Origin of the sequence: Burkholderia latens, assembly GCF_902499045.1 — a bacterium.
In the GTDB taxonomy this organism is placed as follows: domain Bacteria; phylum Pseudomonadota; class Gammaproteobacteria; order Burkholderiales; family Burkholderiaceae; genus Burkholderia; species Burkholderia latens.
Genome location: NZ_CABVPL010000046.1, coordinates 43,500 through 62,491 on the forward strand (window position 1 = coordinate 43,500; position 18,992 = coordinate 62,491).

Annotated in this window: 20 protein-coding genes; 14 read left to right on the forward strand and 6 right to left on the reverse strand. The window is 64.5% G+C overall.

From position 1 onward, the window contains the following. Positions 1-7: 7 nt before the first annotated feature. The 3 genes from BSE24067_RS25015 (at position 8) to BSE24067_RS25025 (ending at position 2,939) form a co-directional block, all read left to right on the forward strand. A complete protein-coding gene (locus BSE24067_RS25015; protein WP_151064623.1) occupies positions 8-634 on the forward strand; it encodes an FMN-dependent NADH-azoreductase in 627 nt (208 codons plus the stop codon). A 14-nt stretch (positions 635-648) separates the two neighbouring features. Further along, positions 649-1,857: an SDR family oxidoreductase gene (locus BSE24067_RS25020; protein WP_151064622.1), complete on the forward strand. Its 1,209-nt coding sequence runs from the start codon at positions 649-651 to the stop codon at positions 1,855-1,857. A gap of 125 nt (positions 1,858-1,982) precedes the next feature. Next, positions 1,983-2,939: an AraC family transcriptional regulator gene (locus BSE24067_RS25025; protein ID WP_151064621.1), complete on the forward strand. Its 957-nt coding sequence runs from the start codon at positions 1,983-1,985 to the stop codon at positions 2,937-2,939. 137 nt (positions 2,940-3,076) lie between these two features. Here BSE24067_RS25025 and BSE24067_RS25030 read toward each other — a convergent pair whose 3' ends face one another. Then, the gene (locus tag BSE24067_RS25030) at positions 3,077-3,448 is read right to left on the reverse strand and encodes a hypothetical protein (protein ID WP_151064620.1); all 372 of its coding nucleotides are present in this window, start codon (positions 3,446-3,448) and stop codon (positions 3,077-3,079) included. 51 nt (positions 3,449-3,499) lie between these two features. Between BSE24067_RS25030 and BSE24067_RS25035 the strand changes: the two genes are divergently transcribed. Then, positions 3,500-4,006 (forward strand): YkgB family protein, encoded by a 507-nt coding sequence (locus BSE24067_RS25035; protein WP_151064619.1) that lies wholly within the window; start codon positions 3,500-3,502, stop codon positions 4,004-4,006. Positions 4,007-4,117: 111 nt separating this feature from the next. Here the strand turns inward: BSE24067_RS25035 and pdxR are convergent, their stop codons facing one another. Further along, positions 4,118-5,539 (reverse strand): MocR-like pyridoxine biosynthesis transcription factor PdxR, encoded by a 1,422-nt coding sequence (gene pdxR / locus BSE24067_RS25040; protein ID WP_151064662.1) that lies wholly within the window; start codon positions 5,537-5,539, stop codon positions 4,118-4,120. 262 nt (positions 5,540-5,801) lie between these two features. Here pdxR and BSE24067_RS25045 point away from each other — a divergent pair, with 262 nt between their 5' ends. The 5 genes from BSE24067_RS25045 to BSE24067_RS25065 all read left to right on the forward strand — a co-directional run bounded on the left by BSE24067_RS25045 (position 5,802) and on the right by BSE24067_RS25065 (position 11,129). Further along, on the forward strand, positions 5,802-6,071 hold the full coding sequence (locus BSE24067_RS25045) for a DUF3331 domain-containing protein (RefSeq protein WP_244130496.1): 270 nt from the start codon (positions 5,802-5,804) through the stop codon (positions 6,069-6,071). Positions 6,072-6,096: 25 nt separating this feature from the next. Continuing rightward, on the forward strand, positions 6,097-7,128 hold the full coding sequence (locus BSE24067_RS25050; RefSeq protein WP_244130495.1) for an MbnB/TglH/ChrH family RiPP precursor modification enzyme: 1,032 nt from the start codon (positions 6,097-6,099) through the stop codon (positions 7,126-7,128). Beyond that, complete coding sequence (locus BSE24067_RS25055; RefSeq protein WP_151064617.1) at positions 7,125-7,910, forward strand: HvfC/BufC N-terminal domain-containing protein; 786 nt, start codon at positions 7,125-7,127, stop codon at positions 7,908-7,910. Before BSE24067_RS25050 ends, BSE24067_RS25055 begins: the two co-directional genes overlap by 4 nt. 632 nt (positions 7,911-8,542) lie before the next feature. Further along, a complete protein-coding gene (locus tag BSE24067_RS25060) occupies positions 8,543-9,733 on the forward strand; it encodes a M20 aminoacylase family protein (protein WP_151064616.1) in 1,191 nt (396 codons plus the stop codon). Positions 9,734-9,797: 64 nt separating this feature from the next. Further along, a complete protein-coding gene (locus BSE24067_RS25065) occupies positions 9,798-11,129 on the forward strand; it encodes an MFS transporter (RefSeq protein WP_151064615.1) in 1,332 nt (443 codons plus the stop codon). Between the two features lie 61 nt (positions 11,130-11,190). Here the strand turns inward: BSE24067_RS25065 and BSE24067_RS25070 are convergent, their stop codons facing one another. Then, positions 11,191-12,111 (reverse strand): LysR family transcriptional regulator, encoded by a 921-nt coding sequence (locus tag BSE24067_RS25070; RefSeq protein WP_151064614.1) that lies wholly within the window; start codon positions 12,109-12,111, stop codon positions 11,191-11,193. Positions 12,112-12,248: 137 nt separating this feature from the next. Here BSE24067_RS25070 and BSE24067_RS25075 point away from each other — a divergent pair, with 137 nt between their 5' ends. Further along, the gene (locus BSE24067_RS25075) at positions 12,249-13,022 is read left to right on the forward strand and encodes a transporter substrate-binding domain-containing protein (protein ID WP_151064613.1); all 774 of its coding nucleotides are present in this window, start codon (positions 12,249-12,251) and stop codon (positions 13,020-13,022) included. Positions 13,023-13,075: 53 nt separating this feature from the next. Continuing rightward, positions 13,076-14,191 (forward strand): succinylglutamate desuccinylase/aspartoacylase family protein, encoded by a 1,116-nt coding sequence (locus tag BSE24067_RS25080; RefSeq protein ID WP_151064612.1) that lies wholly within the window; start codon positions 13,076-13,078, stop codon positions 14,189-14,191. Positions 14,192-14,451: 260 nt separating this feature from the next. On the opposite strand, the gene BSE24067_RS25085 is transcribed toward BSE24067_RS25080, so the two are convergent. Then, positions 14,452-15,240 (reverse strand): IclR family transcriptional regulator, encoded by a 789-nt coding sequence (locus BSE24067_RS25085; protein WP_170297464.1) that lies wholly within the window; start codon positions 15,238-15,240, stop codon positions 14,452-14,454. Positions 15,241-15,468: 228 nt separating this feature from the next. Here BSE24067_RS25085 and pcaF point away from each other — a divergent pair, with 228 nt between their 5' ends. Further along, positions 15,469-16,671 (forward strand): 3-oxoadipyl-CoA thiolase, encoded by a 1,203-nt coding sequence (gene pcaF / locus BSE24067_RS25090; protein WP_151064610.1) that lies wholly within the window; start codon positions 15,469-15,471, stop codon positions 16,669-16,671. Between the two features lie 103 nt (positions 16,672-16,774). On the opposite strand, the gene BSE24067_RS25095 is transcribed toward pcaF, so the two are convergent. Both BSE24067_RS25095 and BSE24067_RS25100 read right to left on the reverse strand, forming a co-directional pair. Next, positions 16,775-17,254, reverse strand: a complete 480-nt coding sequence (locus BSE24067_RS25095) for a 2-thiouracil desulfurase family protein (protein WP_425128543.1) — start codon at positions 17,252-17,254, stop codon at positions 16,775-16,777. A 113-nt stretch (positions 17,255-17,367) separates the two neighbouring features. Then, positions 17,368-17,958 carry a GNAT family N-acetyltransferase gene (locus BSE24067_RS25100; RefSeq protein ID WP_151064608.1) on the reverse strand — a complete coding sequence of 197 codons (591 nt, stop codon included), beginning with the start codon at positions 17,956-17,958 and terminating at the stop codon, positions 17,368-17,370. 79 nt (positions 17,959-18,037) lie between these two features. On the opposite strand from BSE24067_RS25100, the gene BSE24067_RS25105 reads away from it, so the two are divergent. Further along, the gene (locus BSE24067_RS25105; protein WP_151064607.1) at positions 18,038-18,232 is read left to right on the forward strand and encodes a hypothetical protein; all 195 of its coding nucleotides are present in this window, start codon (positions 18,038-18,040) and stop codon (positions 18,230-18,232) included. A 178-nt stretch (positions 18,233-18,410) separates the two neighbouring features. Continuing rightward, a partial coding sequence (locus tag BSE24067_RS25110) for a PAS domain-containing protein (protein WP_174904893.1) occupies positions 18,411-18,992 on the forward strand: 582 nt, incomplete at its 3' end.

Consider the following 18,992-nt stretch of genomic DNA (forward strand, 5'->3'; position numbering starts at 1 on the left):
TCGGTCGATGAACATCCTCCATATCGATTTCAGCCCGCGTGCTGAATCCCACAGCCGCCAGCTGTCGGCAGCGGTCGTCCAGAAGCTGCTCGAGGTCGTGCCCGGCACAAGCATCAATCGCCGGGATTTCGGCGCCGTGCCGCTGCCGCATGCGACACCCGGCTATGCGACGGCATTGTCGACACCGGCGACGTTGGCAAACCCGCCGAAGGCTTCACTGGATTTATCGGAAACACTCATTCGGGACGTGGAGACGGCCGATGTGATCGTCATCGGGACGCCGATGAACAACTTCACGATTCCGTCCGTCTTCAAGGCGTGGATCGACCACGTACTGCGTGTTGGCAGGACGATGAAGTCGACGCCGACCGGGAAGGTCGGGTTGCTGCGGGATCGCCCCGTCTTCATTGGCGTCGCCGCTGGCGGCATATTCAGCGGCGAGCACGCGAATCAGCCCGATTTTCTGACGCCCTACCTGTCGGCGGCCTTCGGCTGCATCGGTTTGAACACACTGAAGTTTCTCCCGGTGCAGGGCACCGCGTTTCTGTCGCCGGACCAGGCCGCATCGGCAATCGAGCAGGCGCTCGCAGCAATTGATGTCTCATCCATTAGAGCGGTCGCGTCCGGCCGCTGACCAGGGAGCGAATAATGAAGATCGTCGTGATCGGCGGTACCGGCCTGATTGGCGCGAAGACAGTAGCCGTTCTGCGTGGAAGTGGGCACGACGTGGTCACGGTGTCGCGCAAATGCGGCGTCGACGCGTTTACCGGCGTGGGCCTCGTTGAAGCCGTCGCTGGCGCGGATGTGGTGATCGACGTGTCGGATGCGCGCTCGTCCGATGCGCTGGCAGTGCTTGAATTCTTCCAGACCGCGGGCCGCAATCTGGTCGCCGCGGAAGCGGCCGCAGGCGTTCGGCACCATGTCCTGCTGTCCGTCGTCGGCATCGACCGGGTACCCGACCAAGGCTATTACCGCGCGAAAGTCGTCCAGGAAAAACTGGTCGAGCAATCTGGCATCCCCTATACGATCGTGCGATCGACGCAATTCCACGAGTTCCTGCGCAGCATCGCCGACGCGCATACGGACGGCAATGTCGTCAGGGTTCCGCCGGCGCGACTTCAACCGGTCGCGGCCGACGACGTTGCCGCGCTCGTAGCGGAAGTGGCGCTCGCTGCACCACGGAACGCAATCGTCGAGATAGGCGGCCCGGAGCGTGGGGCATTCGACCACATCGTCGCCGGCTATTTAAAAGCCGTCGGGGACCGGCGCACCGTCGTGACGGATCCGGACGCCCGATATTTCGGCGGGCGCCTCGCGCAAGACGCGCTGGTGCCATCACGCGAAGCGCGAGTCGGCCTTGTCGGCCTGCATTCCTGGATCCGTCGCTCGGGCGATCAAGCGGCTTCGCTGCGACGAGTCGAAATCAAGCCGGTCTCTCCGGACGATTTCGACACGTGGTACCCGTTGTGGAAAGGCTATCAGCGCTTTTACGACGTGGATATCCCGGAGGCCGCGACGCGCGCGACGTGGGCGCGCTTCATGGATCCAACGGAGCCCATGCATGCAGCGCTTGCGGTGGCAGGCGACGACACATTGGGGCTCGTGCATTGGCTGTATCACCGATCGACGTGGACGACCCACGACTATTGCTATCTGCAGGATCTATTCGTCGCGGACGGAGCGCGCGGCCGTGGAGCAGGCCGCGCACTGGTCGAGCATGTCTATGCAGACGCGAGACTCCGCGAGGTGCCGCGCGTGTACTGGCTGACACATAGAACCAACCAAAATGCCATGAAGCTCTACGACCGCATCGCTGAGCGATCCGATTTCGTTCAGTACCGGAAGCAATTTGTCTAAGCAATGTGCTCGAGAATCCGTTGGCGCTCCACGCGTCGACTCGATGAGCGACAAGGTCCGGTGGCGCTTATGATTGGCACGAAACCGCAATAAAATGCATGGACCCTTCCAGTTTCCGATATCCCATGTCCGAAATCGACTGGCTGAGCCATTTCCTGCAAATGATCACCGTCACCGGCCGTGTGGAGGTGCGGTGCGCGTACGGCGCGCCCTGGCAGGTCGCTTGGGGCCAGTCCGCAGCTCACGAGATTCCGTATCACGTCGTACTTGAAGGGCGCGCTGTTCTCGAGGACACCGGGACGGGGACCGTGAGGGAACTGGTGAGTGGGGACATCGTACTGTTACCGCACGGGGCGCCGCATGTGCTGCACGACGGCAGCGGACGCGCGCCTGGCCCGACCTTCAATCGCCAAGGTTCCGTCGGATCGATAGTCAGCGAAAACGACGGTTCGGGCGAGCGTTTGGACATGCTGTGCGGACGGTTCTTCATTGGACCGCCGCACGATCGGCTCGTTCGAGGGTACTTGCCGACGATGCTGACGGTACGCTCCGTAGACGGCGGTGGCCAGGACGACATCGGCTCGGCGTCGAATCAACTGGCGAGCTTGGTCGGGCTGATGCGAATGGAGTCGGTCGGCGAAAAACCGGGCGGATACGCCATTCTCAACGCGCTGACGTCCGCGTTGTTCACACTGGTGCTGCGCGCGGCCAGCGAGGCAGGGCAAGCCCCTGCGGGGCTGCTGGCGCTCGCTGGCCATCCGCGACTGGCCCCGGCCATTTCGGCGATGTTCTCCGACCCGGCGCGACCGTGGAGCCTGCCCGAGCTGGCCGACCTGTGCAACATGTCGCGCGCAACCTTCATGCGGCACTTCCAGGACAAGCTGGGGCGGTCAGCTACGGAACTGCTCACCGATATCCGAATGACGCTGGCCGCCAACGAACTGAAGAAACCGGCGACGAGCACCGAGGCCGTGGCGGAATTCGTCGGCTATCGATCCGTCGCGGCATTCAGGCGCGTATTCACCGACAAGATGGGCATGACACCGGGGCAGTGGCGGCGCGTCGCGAACGAAGCCGAATAGTGAACAGGGCTCGCAAGCGGTGCTGCATGGCCGGCTTTGGCGTTTGATCCTTTCAGGCATTTTATTGAGAAAACGTAGTCTCGAATTCGGTATTCGGGAGCTCTAGAGTGGAGACTCCTAGCACACTGATGAACGAGTCACGCCATGAACCGCATCGCCATTCCCGCCATCAAGTCGCTCGCCGCAGAAAGCGGCGCGCGGGCCAGCCATTTCGTCGCTGGACGAACGGCAAATACGTTCGCTGCGCTGCGTAACTTTGTCGAAACAAATTTCATCGCGCTGCTCGGTATTGCGGGTGTCGCTGCATCGGCTAGCTTGGCGGAAATTGCGCTGACCATTGCGATCACCATCATTACGCGCACCTTCAGGCGTCCCAGCGGTACGTTGCCCGCGGCTCGCGCATAAAGCCGTTCGATATGGCCGGCGAAGCGTGGCAACGCCGATTCAAATTCGCGCTGCATCCAGATGCCGGGAACGCCGGAAGAAGCTGTCGGCTGGGTCGGCAGCACGTGAATGTCCTCCTCAACGTAGTCAGATCTCACCTTAACCGGGTATCAAAAATGACCACTCGTGCAAATCCGATTCGTCTGCAAATCGCTGAGAAGGCTGTTGGGTCGCTCTCGCTCCTTGCGCTGCTTCGATGGACGCTGGTCGTCATCTTTCTTTGGTTCGGGGGTATGAAGTTCACTGGATACGAAGCCAACGGGATTGCGCCGTTCATCGTCAACAGTCCGATCATGAGCTGGTTGAATACGCTTGTCGGCGTTCGAGGCGCAAGCTACGTGATCGGCGTACTGGAGCTGTCTACAGCCGCAGCGCTGATTGCAGGAGCCTTCCAGCCCTTCTTCTCAGCATTGGGAGCAGTGATGTCGGCCGCGACCTACGTGATCACGCTGACCTTCTTCTTGAGCACGCCGGGTGTGGCCGAAGCGACGGCGGGTGGCTTTCCGGCCATTTCGGCACTGCCCGGCCAGTTCCTTCTCAAGGACCTCGTTCTGCTTGCGGCATCGCTTTGTCTAGTCGTCGCGTCTGTTCAAGGCTCGGCGCCCGGAGCTGATACGCGGTGATGAGCTTCGTTCCATAGATAAGGGGCTGCGCCGTTCTCGATAGAAGGCCGGATTGCGACAGACGTAGCGGTGCGACGAACAAGATCCGATTTTCGTTCGTCGCCCTTCGCGTTACCGCGCGTCGCCGCAATATCTGTCGATGATCTCGAACAGTTGGCGGCATGACGCGGCGACATGCTGTTCAGGCGCGGTCGCAACGCTGAGTAGCAGGCCCGGTCGTGTCCATGACGGATTTGCAAACCATGCAGAAAGCGGAGACGGTGCAATACGAAAAGTCATCGCTTCCTTCACGATCAGCCGATCCGGCGCGCCTTCGGGAAGTCTGAGAAGTACGGATAGGCCTGCATTGATCCATTCTGCGTGACGCGTGCGCAGCTGTTCGCATAGTGCTTCGCGCTGGGCGGAATAAATTCGTTTGAGGCGGCGCACCCGTCGAATGTAGTGACCACGCCGCATGAAGTCGGCTGTCGCGAGCTGGATGACCGGTGACGGAGCGGGAGCAAGCGTTGCCGCGACCTCTGCGAAGGCATCGACCAACTCGACCGGCGCGACGGCAAATCCGAGCCGCAGGGCGGGACTAATGGTTTTGCTGAAGGAGCCGATATGGATCACGCGTTTTCCTTCGTCCAACGAAGCCATCGCGGGGGCGGGTCGGCCTTGCAGTTGGAGTTCGCCGAGGTAGTCGTCTTCGATTATCCATGCATGGTTTGAACGGGCCCAGTCGAGCAGTTGGAGGCGCCGCCTTAGCGAGAGCGTCGAACCCAGCGGCGCCTGTTGACCGGGAGTGACGACAGCCAATGCGGCGTCGGATGCATGTGCAATCCCGTAGTCGACGTTGAGACCATCCGCATCGACCGGCACGGGCACGACCGTCAGGCGGGCAAGTTCCAGTCCTTTACGCGTGACCATGAAGCCGGGCTCTTCCATCCAGGCTTTTCTACCGTCAAGGTTGAGCACCCGGAGTGCCAGGCCTAACCCGGAGATGTACCCTGAAGTGACGAAGACCTGCTCCGGATGGCAGTGGTAGTTGCGCGTGATCGCCAGGTTCGCAGCGATTTCGGTTCGCAACTCCAGCTCGCCGCGCGGATCAGGATAGAGCAACGACGACAACGATCCTGTCTTTAATAGATTCGATGAGCGAGACCGGGAAAAGAGCTTTTCAGGTAGGCCTTCGAATGCGGGAACGCCGAGCTGAAAAATCGCTGGCCCCGCATTCATTTCGTCATAGGACTTCATGAATGGCCCCACTGGCGGCACTGCCGGCCGAGTCGCATTAGCGCTAGGCCGCGGGGCAACCCGGGTACCTCTTGCACCAAAGGTCTCGATCATTTGCGCGTCCGACAGATGCTCGTAAGCGGTCTGAACAGTACCGCGCGCCACACCCAGTTGCGCCGCGAGATCTTGCCACGACGGAAGACGAGTCCCTGGGGCAAGCAATCCCGATTCTATGGCTCTGCTAATGCTGATTCGGATTTGCTCGGCGAGGGGAAGCTTCGCCGTCCGGTCGAGTTGAATTTGAAGGTCTCGATTCATGCTCTTGGTACACACAAAAGTTGCACATCTTGGTTCTTCTTTTTATGCCATCGATCGCACAGAATCTTCGCACGGTCGGGACATGAAATGTAAGGGATGCAGAGTAATGAAGGCAAAACATTTTTCAATATCCAAGGGGTGAGGGTGGGCCGGCGTTGACAGCCTTGTAGTCAGCGGTGCGAACTTCCACCACATGCATCCTGTCGGACTTTTTTACGGGCAGCCCGCTATGAGAAATGACCGGTCGATCCTGCATGTTTCCATGGTGGAGAAACTGTCGCCGACGATGATCAGCATCAGCTGGAGCAGTCCGTGTTTGGGCCACTATACGGACCAGGTCTGGCGCGTCGGTCTTGCGCGCACGGAATCGGTTTGCATGCTTTCCGGCATGTCGATACTGCCCGGAGATACGGTCTTTCGTCCTCGGACACAGCGCTCGCGCGTGCCGATCAACCACAACCGTATGATTTTGGCTTCCGCGGTTGCAGGGGCGCTCCGTGACTCCGACACGTCGCAAATGACAGAAACATGAATTCCTCGCCAAACGGCGTTAGCGGGTGCTCAAACCGGCATGTGCGGAGCGACAGGAACCGATCCTTGTTTTGGGGGATCCTGCTTTCTCACTCGTCGCCAAGCGTTTCAACCGCACCACAGACAGGGCCGGAAGGCTACTGGTGTTCAACGAGAGATACGGCGATATGGAAATTCGAGATTCACTGCCTGAGTCAGCGCATCATCGCGCCGACTGTCCAGCATGGACGAATCGTGATCTTGGTGTGGGTATCGGCATTCATCAGCTCCACTACCCTGACTTTCTGGCATCGCGGCAGCCGGTCGACTGGGTAGAGGTTCACACGGAGGATTACCTGGCGGACGGCGGCTACGATCTGCACGTTCTGGAGCAGGTCCGACGGGATTATCCGCTTAGCTTTCATGGTGCGGGATTGAGCATCGGATCGACCGGACCGTTGGACAAGAACCACGTCGGCCATATCGCGTCGCTTGTAGAGCGGTTTCAGCCTGCACTTGTATCCGAGCATTTGTCATGGTCGGTCTCCTTGACACGCCACCTGTACGATGCGCTGCCGCTGCCTTTTACGGCTGAGTCGTTGGACGTGGTGGCACGACACGTCGATCAGATTCAAAGCGCGCTGAAGCGGACCCTGTTGGTTGAGAACATCACTCGTGGCGTTTGTTTTCGACAGGACGAAATGACGGAATCGGAGTTCCTTTCTGAACTCGTGGGGCGTACGGGATGCGCGATTCTCGTGGATATCAGCAACCTCTACGAGAGCCAAACCCAACGCGGGGACGACGCTTTTGAAGCGCTGGCGCGTCTTCCCGCGGATGCAGTGATGGAGATTCATGTGAGCGCGCGACAAAGGCGCACTCACTCGGTCGCCGACCATTACGCGGACGGCGTTTGCACTGATGTCTGGCGGCTTTACGGCTCCGCGGTCGAACGGTTCGGGGGCGTTTCGACACTGATCGAGTGTGAAGGTGACGCTGCTTCGCTCTCGAGCCTTCTCAACGAAGCATCGACGGCCAGGCACGTTGCGGAAGTGTTCGGGGTGAGGAGGGCTGAATGAGGGAATCGCTCAAGCAGGTGCAATTGGAATTCGCAACGTCACTGTTGCACACCAACGCGGAAACCGCTTTGCTGGCCCGGCTTGCAGGCGATGTGGCGAAGAACAGAAATCGCGTCGCTCACTACCGGGATCATCTCCGGCACACGTGGCACCGCGCGCTAGCGTCCGCCTATCCGGTCCTCCACAGTCTGATGGGCGAAGCGTTCTTCGTTGCGCTTTCCCGCGAATATGGCACTGCAGATCCATCCCGGTCCAGCGATCTCAATCGGTTCGGAAGCCGTATGGCGGAATTGCTGGAGGCATGGCCACCTACCGCGACATTACGTTACCTTGCTGACGTAGCGCGGCTCGAGTGGGTGCTCCATCGGGCCAGGTATGCGGCGGATGCGGTGACGCGCCCGTCAAGCCGATGGACCTATGCCACGGTCGAAGCGCTCGAGAATTGTTCCATCCTGTTTCATCCAGCCGTCGAGTTGGTTCACACGTCGACGCGTGCCGCAGATCGCTGGCGCATGTTTCGTTCGTCTGGCGAAAAGCCTGCTCTCTCCGACGCAGATCATCCGCAATGGTCGGTCGTTGCTCGTGTCGGGTGGACGCCCGACGTTCTGGTGATATCCGAGAATGCGTTTGCGATGCTCACTGAACTGCGCGATGGCGCGACGATAGGTGACGCACACCGCTCTGCGGTGTCGCGCGACGCCAGTTTTGATTTTGATCGCCATTGGCATCAATGGATTCGGCACGGCATCGTCGCGACGGCTGACGTTAGGAGGTCGGCGTAGTGGTCGAGGTCTTGGATGTAATGGCTCAGGCGTGTTTGTTGACGCCTTGGCAAAACTCAGTCGATGTTGCCGGCAGCGCCACGCGTAACTCGATCCTGTCGACGAGCTCGCGATCGGATGCCGCACCTCCCCTTCAGCCTGTCCCACGCCGTAGACCGCGAGCAACGCAGCGGCGAGCGCTTCCTCCCGATACTTTTCCAACAGACCGGGCCAGAGGATGACGTCGAGCTGCCCCGTCCCGTCCTCGAGCGTCGTGAACAGCGAGCCGTTCGCCGTGCCGGGCCGTTGCCGAACCGTGACCAGTCCGCACATGCGCGCGCTGGCCGCTGCGCAGTGCGGATATCGGCCGATTTCGTGAGGGGCCACGCGACAAGCCGTTTTAGATCGGATGCGGATACGCCATGTGCCGCGGGCGTACGCGGCCTGTATCGGATGGCTGCATCCGCCTCTGATCGAAAGCGATAGCCGCGCGCGGCATTCTTCAGTACAAACCCTGATTAAAAAACCTTATCGCGGTGAAAAATTCCGCATCTTATTGAACCGATATCGGCTCGCTATAGTGGCTCGCTTTCCCGCACGCCATCGCGGCGCGCGGCTGACACGCCGACCAGTTGACCCGCAGGAGCCGCTTGATGACCACCGACGCACGATTCACCGAAATCGAGGATCTGATGCCCGCCGCCCGCGCGCTGCGCGAGATCCGCCACCACATTCACCATCACCCCGAGCTCGCATACGAAGAGCACGAGACCGCGGCGCTCGTCGCGGACAAGCTCGAGCAATGGGGCTGGCAGGTGACGCGCGGGGTCGGCAAGACCGGAGTGGTCGGCACGCTGCGCGTCGGCGACGGCACGCGCAGCATCGGCATCCGCGCGGACATGGACGCGCTGCCGATCGTCGAAGCGACCGGCCTGTCGTATGCGAGCGCCGCGCACGGCAAGATGCACGCTTGCGGCCACGACGGCCACACGACGATGCTGCTCGGCGCCGCGCAGCACCTCGCGAAGACGCGCAACTTCTCCGGCACCGTGCACCTGTATTTCCAGCCGGCGGAAGAGCACGGCGTCGACAGCGGCGCGAAGAAGATGATCGACGACGGGCTGTTCGAACGCTTTCCGTGCGATGCGGTGTTCGGAATGCACAACCATCCGGGCGCGGCGCCCGGCGTGTTTCTCACGCGCCGCGGCCCGTTCATGTCGGCTGGCGACAAGGCGATCATCTCGATCGAGGGCGTCGGCGGCCACGCGGCGCGCCCGCACCTGACGGTCGACCCGGTGGTGGTGGCTGCGAGCATCGTGATGGCGCTGCAGACGATCGTCGCGCGCAACGTCGACCCGTCGCAGCCGGCCGTCGTCACGGTCGGCTCGATGCACGCGGGCACCGCGAACAACGTGATTCCCAACGGCGCCCGCCTCGAACTGAGCGTGCGATCGTTCAGCCCCGACGTGCGTGCGCTGCTCAAGCGGCGCATCGTCGAGCTGGCCGAATCGCAGGCCGCGAGCTACGGCGCGACCGCGAACGTCGAGTACATCGAAGGCTATCCGGTCGTCGTCAATACGGATGCCGAAACGGATTTCGCCGCGCAGGTCGCCCGCGAACTCGTCGGCGACGCGCACGTGGTCGAGCAGGCCGACCTGCTGATGGGCAGCGAGGATTTCGCGTTCATGCTGCAGCGGCGGCCCGGCTCGTTCGTGCGGCTCGGCAACGGCGAAGGCGAGGACGGCTGCATGGTGCACAACCCGAAGTACGACTTCAACGATCGCAACCTGCCGATCGGCGCGGCGTTCTGGACGCGCCTGGTGGAGCGTTACCTGGGGCAGTAACGCCCCGCCGAGACGCGCGACGGCCGGCCGGCGTTTCCGGCCGCATTGACAGGAGATTCGAGCGATGCATAAAGACCATCTCGCACTGCACCCCGTGTCGACGGGCGCCGCCGAAACCGGCACGCGCGACGCACCGGCCGTCACCAAACGCGGCGCGATCGCGGCGGCCGTGATCGGCAACTGGCTGGAGTTCTTCGATTTCACCGTGTACGGCTTCTTCGCGGTGCTGATCGGCAAGCTGTTCTTCCCGTCGAGCGACCCGACCACGTCGCTGCTGCTGTCGGTCGCGACGTTCGCCGCCGGCTTCTTCACGCGGCCGCTCGGCAGCGTCGTGCTCGGTGTCTATGCGGACCGCAAGGGCCGCAAGGCTGCGCTGAACCTGACGATCATGCTGATGGCGCTCGGCACCGGCCTGATCGCGATCGCGCCGACGTACGCGCAGGTCGGCGTGGCCGCGCCGCTGTTGGTGGTCTGCGCGCGCCTGATGCAGGGCTTTTCGCAGGGCGGCGAATTCGGCGCGGCGACGTCCACGCTGATCGAACAGGGCGGCACGTCGCGCCGCGCGTTCCGCGCGAGCTGGCAACTCGCGACGCAGGGCGGCGCGGCGCTGATGGGTTCGGGCTTCGCGGCGCTGCTGTCGAACACGCTGACGAAGGACGCGCTCGAAGGCTGGGGCTGGCGGCTGCCGTTTCTCGTCGGCGTGCTGATCGCGCCGGTCGGGATGGTTTTGCGCCGCCGGCTCGCGGACGATGCGCCCGGCGACGCCCATCACGGGATCGAACGCGGCGTGCTGCGCGAGCTGTTCTCGAAGCACACGCGCACGGTGCTGCTGCTGATGCTGACGGTGATGGGCGGCACGGTGTCGACCTACATCCTGACCTTCTACATGCCGACCTATGCGATCCATACACTCGGGCTGCCGATGAAGCTGTCGATGTTCGTCGGCGTCGCGTCGGGCTGCGTGATGCTGGCCACGTGTCCGCTGTTCGGCTGGCTGTCGGATCGTCTCGGCAGCCGGCGCATGCCGATCTTCGTCGGGCGCGGCGTGCTCGTGCTGCTGCTGTTTCCCGCGTTCTGGCTGATGAACCATCATCCGACGCTGTCGGTGATCCTGCCGCTCACCGCGCTGATGCTGCTGTTCTATTCGCTCGGGTCGGCATCGGAAATGGCGCTGATGTGCGAGTCGCTGCCGCGCCACGTGCGCGCGACCGGTATCTCGATCGCGTATGCGCTGGCGGTGACGATCTTCGGCGGCACCGCGCAGCTGATCGCGACGTGGCTCGTGCAGACGACGGGCAGCAAGCTCGCGCCGGCCGGCTACGTGGCCGCGTGCGTGGTGCTGTCGCTGGTCGCGGTCGCGATGCTGCGCGAAACGGCGCGCGAGTCGCTGGACTGACGCGCGAAGCGGGGAGCCGGGAGCGGGGAGCGGGGAGCGGGCGGCGCGCGGCCGTGTGCGCTTACCGCCCGCGCACCACCCTCAGATACGACGCGAGCATCGTCGCGAGTTCCTGCGCGGCCGGCGTCAGCGGCACGGCCGCGCGCTGCAGCAGACAGACGTCCTGCGCTTCGGCCCGTTCGCGCACGGGCACCTTCACGAGCGCGCCGGCGAACGGCCCGTGCCGCGTGATCGCTTCGGTTTCCAGCGCGAGGGAATCGGTTTGCGTGACGATCTGCAGCGTCTCGAACATCCCCTCGACGGTTGCGAGAATCTTCGGCGGCGGCAGGCCGTGCGCGTCGAAGTACGCGAGCAGCCGGTTCACGACCGGGTCGGCGCTCAGGTTCGGCGAGCGCGTGGACACCCATCCATGATCGGCCAGCTCGGCGAGCGATTGCGCATGCATCGCCGGGTGCCCGTTGCGGCAGACGACCACCGGCGCCGACGTGCGCAGCGGTGTGACCGCGAGATCGGTCGTGTCGGTCTGCTTCGCGACCAGCGCGATCGCGAAATCGACCGCGCGTTCGCGCAGCCAGCCGATCATCATCCGCGACGTGCCGGTGCGCAGGTGCACGTCCACGTTGTCGAAGCGTGCGCGGAACGCGGTCAGCACCGGCGCGAACGCGTCGATCAGCGGCTCGGTCACGAGGCCGAGCGTGACGGTGCCTTCGTAGGCGCCGCTCAACTGACGGATTTCCCGCTCGACCTGCTCGCATTCACCGAGGATCGAACCGGAACGCGCGAGCAGCCGCTGGCCGACCGCCGTCGGCACGATCCCGCGATTGGTGCGCGTGAACAGCGTCGCGCCGAGCGTCGCCTCGAGGCTCTGCAGTTGCTGCGTGACGCCGCTTTGCGCGAGATCGAGCGCGCGTGCGGCCGCGCGCAGACTGCCGTGCTCGACGACGGCCTGGAAGATGCGGAGCTGGGACAGCGTGAACGCCATGGGAAGCAGCGAGGCCGGTGATCGGAAATACCGATCATGATAAGTCAGCCGATGGTTCCGGCGCCGGCCCCGGGCTTCTACGATCGCAGGCAGTCCGGCTCATGCCGTTTGTTCCCGTTCCTGCCCGTCCGTCGACCATGAAACGTTTCCTCGTTCCGCTCGTTTTCCTGTGCATTGGCCTGGCGGCCACGTCCGCGTACGCGCTCGACGCGCACGTGGTGCGGCTCGGCATCGACCCGACCTATCCGCCGATGGACGCCAAAGCGCCCGACGGCAGCCTGAAGGGCTTCGACGTCGATCTCGGCAACGAAATCTGCCGCCGCGCGCAGTTGCGCTGCCAGTGGGTCGAGCTCGAATTCTCCGGGATGATCCCCGCGTTGCAGGCGCGCAAGATCGACGCGATCCTGTCGTCGATGGCGATCACCGCGAAGCGCGAGAAGCAGATCCTGTTCTCGTCGAAGCTGTTCCGCTTCAAGTCGCGGCTCGTCGCCCGGGCCGGCAGCGGGCTCGACGGCACGGCGGCGTCGCTGGCCGGAAAGCGCGTCGGCGTGCAGTCGGGCACGCAGTTCGAATCGTGGGCGCTCGCGCACTGGGCGCCGGCCGGTGTCGGCGTGGTGCCGTACAAGAGCCAGGATGACGTGTTCGCCGATCTCGTCAACGGCCGCCTCGACGCGGCGCTGCTCGGCGCCGTGGAAGCCGACTACGGGTTCCTGCGCCAGCCGCGCGGCAAGGGTTTCGCGTTCGTGGGCGTACCGCTCGACATGGGCGATCGCGGCGTCGGCATCGGCATGCGGCAGTCGGATACCGCGCTCAAGGCGTCGATCGACGGCGCGATCGCGTCGATGCTGAAGGACGGCACTTACGACCGGATCGCGAAGCAGTATTTCGATTTCAATCCGTACGGCGACTGACGGTCGTGCCGGCCGACTTCCCGATTCCCGCTTTCATCCGTTCGAGACCATCGATGCAGATTCGCACCACGCCGCTCCTGTCACCGTCGATCGGCACGCAGCGCACGCTGACGAGCTTCCATTTCGGGCCGGCCGACAGCGGCCGCAAGATCTACCTGCAGGCCGCGCTGCACGCGGACGAGACGCCCGCGATGCTCGCGGCGTTCGCACTGAAGCAGCGTCTCGCGCAACTCGACGCCGAAGGCCGGCTCGCGGCCGAGATCGTGCTCGTGCCGGTGGCGAACCCGGTCGGCCTCAATCATCATCTGCTCGGGCAGTTCATCGGCCGTTTCGACCTCGCGAGCGGCCGCAACTTCAATCGCGGCTTCCTGCCGCTCGTGGAGATCGCCGCGCGTGCGCGCGACCGGCTTGGCGGCGACGGCGCACGCAACCGCGCGATCGTGCGCGAATGCGTCGGCGCGGCGCTGGACGACATCGCGCCGCGCACCGAATTCGATGCGTTGCAGCTTGCGCTGCTGAAGCTGTCGCACGATGCGGACGTCGTGATCGACCTGCATTGCTCGCTCGAAGCGGTGATGCACGTGTATACGAGCGACACCGCGTGGCCGGACGTCGAGCCGCTCGCGCGCTATCTCGGTGCGGAGGTGTCGCTGCTCGGCGAGGATTCCGGCGGACATGCGTTCGACGACGCGCATCACCTGCTGTGGTCGCGGTTGCGCGCGCATTTGCCGGACGGCACGCCGATGGCGGCCGGCACCGTGGCCGTGACGGTCGAGTGCCGCGGCCAGCGCGATGTCACGTACGAATACGCGCAACGCGACGCCGACGCGCTCGTCGACTATCTCGTTTGGTGCGGCGCGGTGCGCGGCGAGCGCGCGCCGCTGCCGCCGCTGGCCGCGCGCGCCACGCCGCTGGCCGGCAGCGAGCAGTTTTATGCGCCGGTGAGCGGGATCCTCGTGCACCGCGCGGCGATCGGCGCGGCGATCCGTGCCGGCGATCCGCTGTTCGACATCGTCGATCCGCTGACGGATGCGGTCACGACGATTTCGAGCGCGACCGATGGCGTGTTCTACATGCGCCGCGCAATCCGCTTCGTGACGGCCGGCGCGCCGCTCGGCCGCGTGACGGGCACGGTGCCGGTGCGAAAAGGGATGCTGCTGGGCGCGTGAGCGGCGGGATGGGTGCGTGTCCGAGTGCGGCCACGCAATTTCGTTCTCGTCAAATTGACGGGGCTTTGCCACATCCCTAAATTGGGCGATGCGGAGCGCGCTCCGTGTTCCGTGAGAAGGACGTTGTAAGCAGAGTCAGAGAGTTGAGCGGGCGGCCCATGCCGCCCGTCTTTTTATCCGCGCTATCTGCGTGATCTGCCTGTTTCGCGCTATTCGCGAATGATCGTGTGGCCGATCCGGCGAGCGAAGTGAGTCACCGCTCACCCGCGCCGCGCGACGAGTTCCGACACCGTCTGCGCGGCCTGCTGCAGCGGCCCGAGAAACTCCTTCACCATCTGCTTCGCGGTATGCCGCTGCGCGTTGCCGCTGATGTTCATCGCGGCGATCACCTGCCCGCGCCGGTTGCGGATCGGCGCGGAGATCGACATCAAGCCCACTTCCAGTTCCTGATCGACCACGGCCCAGCCTTGCTGGCGCACTTGCGCGATCGTCGCCTTCAGTTCGCCGATGTCGGTGATCGTGCGCGGCGTGTGCGCGCGGATGCTGCTCTGTGCGAGCGTTTCGTCGAGCGCCGCATCGTCGAGTGCCGACAGCAGCACGCGCCCCATCGACGTGCAGTACGCGGGCAGCCGGCTGCCGATCGACAGATTGATCGTCATGATCTTGTGGGTCGGCACGCGCAACACGTAGACGATCTCGGTGCGGTCGAGCACCGCGGCCGAGCAGCTTTCGTGGATCTGCGCGGACAGCTGCTCCATCACCGGATCGGCGAGATTCCAGAACGGCATCGACGTCAGATACGCGAAGCCGAGCTCGAGGATCTTCGGCGTGAGCCGGAACAGCCGGCCGTCGGCTTCGACGTAGCCGAGCGTCTGCAGCGTCAGCAGAATCCGGCGCGCGCCCGCGCGCGTGAGCCCGGTGGCCGACGCGACCTCGGTGAGCGTCTGCTCCGGGCGTTGCGCGTCGAATGCGCGGATGACCGCGAGGCCGCGCGCGAACGACTGCACATAGGAGTCGCCGGGTTTTGTCTGGATGTCTTCGGTGGTCATGAACGGTCGGATTGTCGTGCAGCCGAGAAGATAGCGCATGGGGCCCGACACGCCAACCGCACCGCGAGCCGGGCCGCTTGACAGGTCGTCCCCGCACTCCCTATGATGCGTTGAACGTTCGATACACGATCTTATGTTCACATATCGAACATTTAAGCGCATCCCGGCGGGCAATGCAAGGGGCGCGTTTCATTCACTTCCCAGCCTTGCATGAGACCGGAGACACTGATGACCGAAGCTTTTCTGTGTGATGCGATTCGTACCCCGATCGGCCGTTACGGCGGCGCGCTGTCCGGCGTGCGCGCCGACGACCTCGGCGCGGTGCCGCTCAAGGCGCTGATCGAACGCAACCGTGACGTCGACTGGACCGCGATCGACGACGTGATCTACGGCTGCGCGAACCAGGCCGGCGAGGACAACCGCAACGTCGCGCGGATGTCCGCGCTGCTCGCGGGCCTGCCGGAAGGCGTGCCGGGTTCGACGATCAACCGCCTGTGCGGTTCCGGGATGGACGCGGTCGGCGTGGCCGCGCGCGCGATCAAGTCGGGCGAGGCCGCGCTGATGGTGGCCGGCGGCGTCGAGAGCATGACGCGCGCACCGTTCGTGATGGGCAAGGCCGCCAGCGCGTTCGCGCGCCAGGCCGACATCTACGACACGACGATCGGCTGGCGCTTCATCAATCCGCTGATGAAACAGCTGCATGGCGTCGACTCGATGCCGGAGACGGCCGAGAACGTCGCGGTCGACTACGACGTCAGCCGTGCGGACCAGGACCTGTTCGCGCTGCGCAGCCAGCAGAAGGCCGCACGTGCGCAGCAGGACGGCACGCTCGCCGAGGAAATCGTGCCGGTCACGATTCCGCAGAAGAAGGGCGATCCGGTCGTCTTTTCGCGTGACGAGCATCCGCGCGAGACGTCGCTCGAAGCGCTCGCGAAGCTGAAGGGCGTCGTGCGCCCGGACGGCTCGGTGACGGCCGGCAACGCGTCGGGCGTCAACGACGGCGCGGCCGCGCTGCTGCTCGCGAACGAAGCCGCCGCGAAGCGCTTCGGCCTGACGCCTCGCGCGCGCGTGCTCGGCATCGCGACGGCCGGCGTCGCGCCGCGCGTAATGGGCATCGGCCCGGCGCCGGCCACGCAGAAGCTGCTCGCACGGCTCGGGATGACGATCGACCAGTTCGACGTGATCGAGCTGAACGAAGCGTTCGCGTCGCAGGGGCTCGCGGTGCTGCGCATGCTCGGCGTCGCCGACGACGATCCCCGCGTGAACCCGAACGGCGGCGCGATCGCGCTTGGCCATCCGCTCGGCGCATCGGGTGCGCGTCTCGTGACGACCGCGATGTACCAGCTGCATCGCACGAACGGCCGTTTCGCGCTGTGCACGATGTGCATCGGCGTCGGCCAGGGCATCGCGATCGCGATCGAACGCGTGTGATCGCGTGATGCGGCGACGCGTGCGCGCGATGCGCGCCGCGTCGCCGGGTGTTCCTTCCAAACGATGTGGCCGGCGCGAGACGATCTTCGTGCCGGCCACATCGTCATTCAGCCTGCGAATATTGCGCGACGCGCGCGGCGAGCGCGGCAATCTCGGTGTCCGCGAATACCTCGACACCATGCTCGCGCAGCAACGCCGCCGTCACGCCCGCGCCGGCATGGCGCCGGCCAGCAAAGCTTCCGTCGTAGATGAAACTGCTTCCGCACGACGGACTGCCGTCCGCGAGGATCGCGAAGCGGCAATCGTGTACGCGCGCCAGCTCGAGCGCGGCCTGTGCGCCGTCGACGAACTGCGCAGTCACGTCGGTGCCGTGCACGTCGACGATGCGCGCGGCGCCTGTCAATACGCGGTGGCCCGATGCACCGTCCGCGATTTCGGCGGGCGGGCGCGGCACGCTCAATCCTCCCGCGAGTTCCGGACACACGGGCACCAGACGCCCTTCGCGCTGCCAGCGCGCGAGCGCTTCATGTGCAGCGGTTTTCGCCGAGCCGTTGTAGCGGACCGGATGGCCGAGCACGCACATGCTGACGAGGATCTTCGGCGTGGCCGGCGGCAGCGGCGCGTTCTGCACTGTCGTTCTCCGTGAAGGCGGGCTTGGACGGGCGAACATTGTACGGGCGCGATTGCATGCGCGCGTCAGGCGGTCGGCGCTTCCAGGTGGATGTCGTCCGGCTCGAGCGCATACAGCGCCGGATCCGGCGACGAGCTGACGCCGAAGCCGAGCCGCAGGTAGAAATCGATCGTGCGCTGCGACGGCGTCGCCGATACGTAGAGCCGCGCCGCACCCATCGCGCGAGCCTGTGCGCGGGCCGCGCGATAGAGCTGCTCGCCGAGCCCGCAGCCGCGCCAGTCGCGACTCACATGCAGGAACTTCAGTTGCAGCATGTCGCACCGCGGGCCGAGCCGATCGTTGTCGACGATGACTGCCGCGACGAGGCGCGCGCCGTCGAACATCCCGAGACACCAGCCGCCGCGATCGTGGCAGTCGAGCAGGATCGGCGTGTAGTGCTCGGCTTCGCCGTCGGGCCAGCCGCGCACGTCGTGGAAGTCCGCGACGCGCCGCAGTTCACCGTCGCGCAGCACGTACAGATGGTGAATGATCTCGCGCCGGTCGATGGTCCACACGAGCGGTATCTCGTCGCGTGAGAGCACGCGCGACGACAATGCGTCGCGTTCGGCGGCGGTGCGGCGCGTCGTGCGGTTGCCGGGGGCGGGGTGGGTTGTCATGTGCTTGCCGGGGGGCCGTGAATCGCGCGCGCATTTTCGCAAAATGCGCCGAGTCGCGATCTCCGAAATCGGCAAATCGATGATGTTTCTCGTCAGCCAGCATCGGGATCGACGCATTTTCGCGATCGCATGCCGATTGAATGGCGGCGATCCGGACGAAGCGTTTCATCCTCTGCAATGGCGGCATGGATTGGTACGTCGGCCGACGTTGTCCGGTAAAGGATCAGGGGCCTGTCCGGAAGACATCGGCCGCGATTATCACCGGATTATTTGATCGAAATCATTCCGATGAACGAATTCGGGATTTTATGCGCGTCCGGATTAAGGTTTTTCGGGAACGTGCCGACAGCAAGGACGACACCGTCGTAAAGCGATAAACCGTTTTTCGGCTACTGAGCGCGATTTTCGCGCCGCGCGGATCCCGCATCCGGATCCGCCCTTCGGAGCCTTGCATGCGCAACAACCAGCCAGTCACCCAACTCGAATTCGAATTCCCCGACGACGTCACGCTGATGTCGACCACCGATGCCGACAGCATCATCACGTACGCGAACACGACGTTCTCGCACGTGAGCGGCTTCCCGGCCGACGAGCTCGTCGGCCAGCCGCACAACGTCGTGCGGCACCCGGACATGCCGAAAGAGGCGTTCGCCGACATGTGGGCGACGCTGAAGAACGGCGAGCCGTGGACGGCGCTCGTGAAGAACCGCCGCAAGGACGGCGACCATTACTGGGTCCGCGCGAACGCGGTGCCGGTGATGCGCAACGGTGCGCCGCGCGGCTACATGTCGGTGCGCACGCGCGCGCCGCGCGACGAGATCGCGGCCGCCGAGGCGCTGTATCGCGCATTCCGCGAAGGCAAGGCCGGGAACCGCCGTTTCCACAAGGGATTGATCGTGCGCACCGGGCTGCTGCGCATCGTGTCGCTGCCGCAGACGATGTCGGTACGCGCACGGGTTCACGCCGCGCTGTGCGTGCTGGCGCCGGCCGTCGCCGGCGCGGGCTGGGCGTGCGGGCTGAGCGGCGGCGCGCTC

What these genes read in the sequence shown, in the direction of transcription:
- BSE24067_RS25065 (WP_151064615.1), top strand. Translation starts at nt 9,798, where the DNA reads ATGCATAAAGACCATCTCGCACTGCACCCCGTGTCGACGGGCGCCGCC.
- BSE24067_RS25035 (WP_151064619.1), top strand. Translation starts at nt 3,500, where the DNA reads ATGACCACTCGTGCAAATCCGATTCGTCTGCAAATCGCTGAGAAGGCT.
- BSE24067_RS25015 (WP_151064623.1), top strand. Translation starts at nt 8, where the DNA reads ATGAACATCCTCCATATCGATTTCAGCCCGCGTGCTGAATCCCACAGC.
- BSE24067_RS25095 (WP_425128543.1), bottom strand. Translation starts at nt 17,254, where the DNA reads ATGTGCGTGCTCGGCCATCCGGTCCGCTACAACGGCTCGGCGAAAACC.
- BSE24067_RS25105 (WP_151064607.1), top strand. Translation starts at nt 18,038, where the DNA reads ATGATGTTTCTCGTCAGCCAGCATCGGGATCGACGCATTTTCGCGATC.
- BSE24067_RS25075 (WP_151064613.1), top strand. Translation starts at nt 12,249, where the DNA reads ATGAAACGTTTCCTCGTTCCGCTCGTTTTCCTGTGCATTGGCCTGGCG.
- BSE24067_RS25055 (WP_151064617.1), top strand. Translation starts at nt 7,125, where the DNA reads ATGAGGGAATCGCTCAAGCAGGTGCAATTGGAATTCGCAACGTCACTG.
- BSE24067_RS25060 (WP_151064616.1), top strand. Translation starts at nt 8,543, where the DNA reads ATGACCACCGACGCACGATTCACCGAAATCGAGGATCTGATGCCCGCC.
- pcaF (WP_151064610.1), top strand. Translation starts at nt 15,469, where the DNA reads ATGACCGAAGCTTTTCTGTGTGATGCGATTCGTACCCCGATCGGCCGT.
- BSE24067_RS25025 (WP_151064621.1), top strand. Translation starts at nt 1,983, where the DNA reads ATGTCCGAAATCGACTGGCTGAGCCATTTCCTGCAAATGATCACCGTC.
- BSE24067_RS25020 (WP_151064622.1), top strand. Translation starts at nt 649, where the DNA reads ATGAAGATCGTCGTGATCGGCGGTACCGGCCTGATTGGCGCGAAGACA.
- pdxR (WP_151064662.1), bottom strand. Translation starts at nt 5,539, where the DNA reads ATGAATCGAGACCTTCAAATTCAACTCGACCGGACGGCGAAGCTTCCC.
- BSE24067_RS25100 (WP_151064608.1), bottom strand. Translation starts at nt 17,958, where the DNA reads ATGACAACCCACCCCGCCCCCGGCAACCGCACGACGCGCCGCACCGCC.
- BSE24067_RS25080 (WP_151064612.1), top strand. Translation starts at nt 13,076, where the DNA reads ATGCAGATTCGCACCACGCCGCTCCTGTCACCGTCGATCGGCACGCAG.
- BSE24067_RS25070 (WP_151064614.1), bottom strand. Translation starts at nt 12,111, where the DNA reads ATGGCGTTCACGCTGTCCCAGCTCCGCATCTTCCAGGCCGTCGTCGAG.
- BSE24067_RS25085 (WP_170297464.1), bottom strand. Translation starts at nt 15,240, where the DNA reads ATGACCACCGAAGACATCCAGACAAAACCCGGCGACTCCTATGTGCAG.
- BSE24067_RS25045 (WP_244130496.1), top strand. Translation starts at nt 5,802, where the DNA reads ATGGTGGAGAAACTGTCGCCGACGATGATCAGCATCAGCTGGAGCAGT.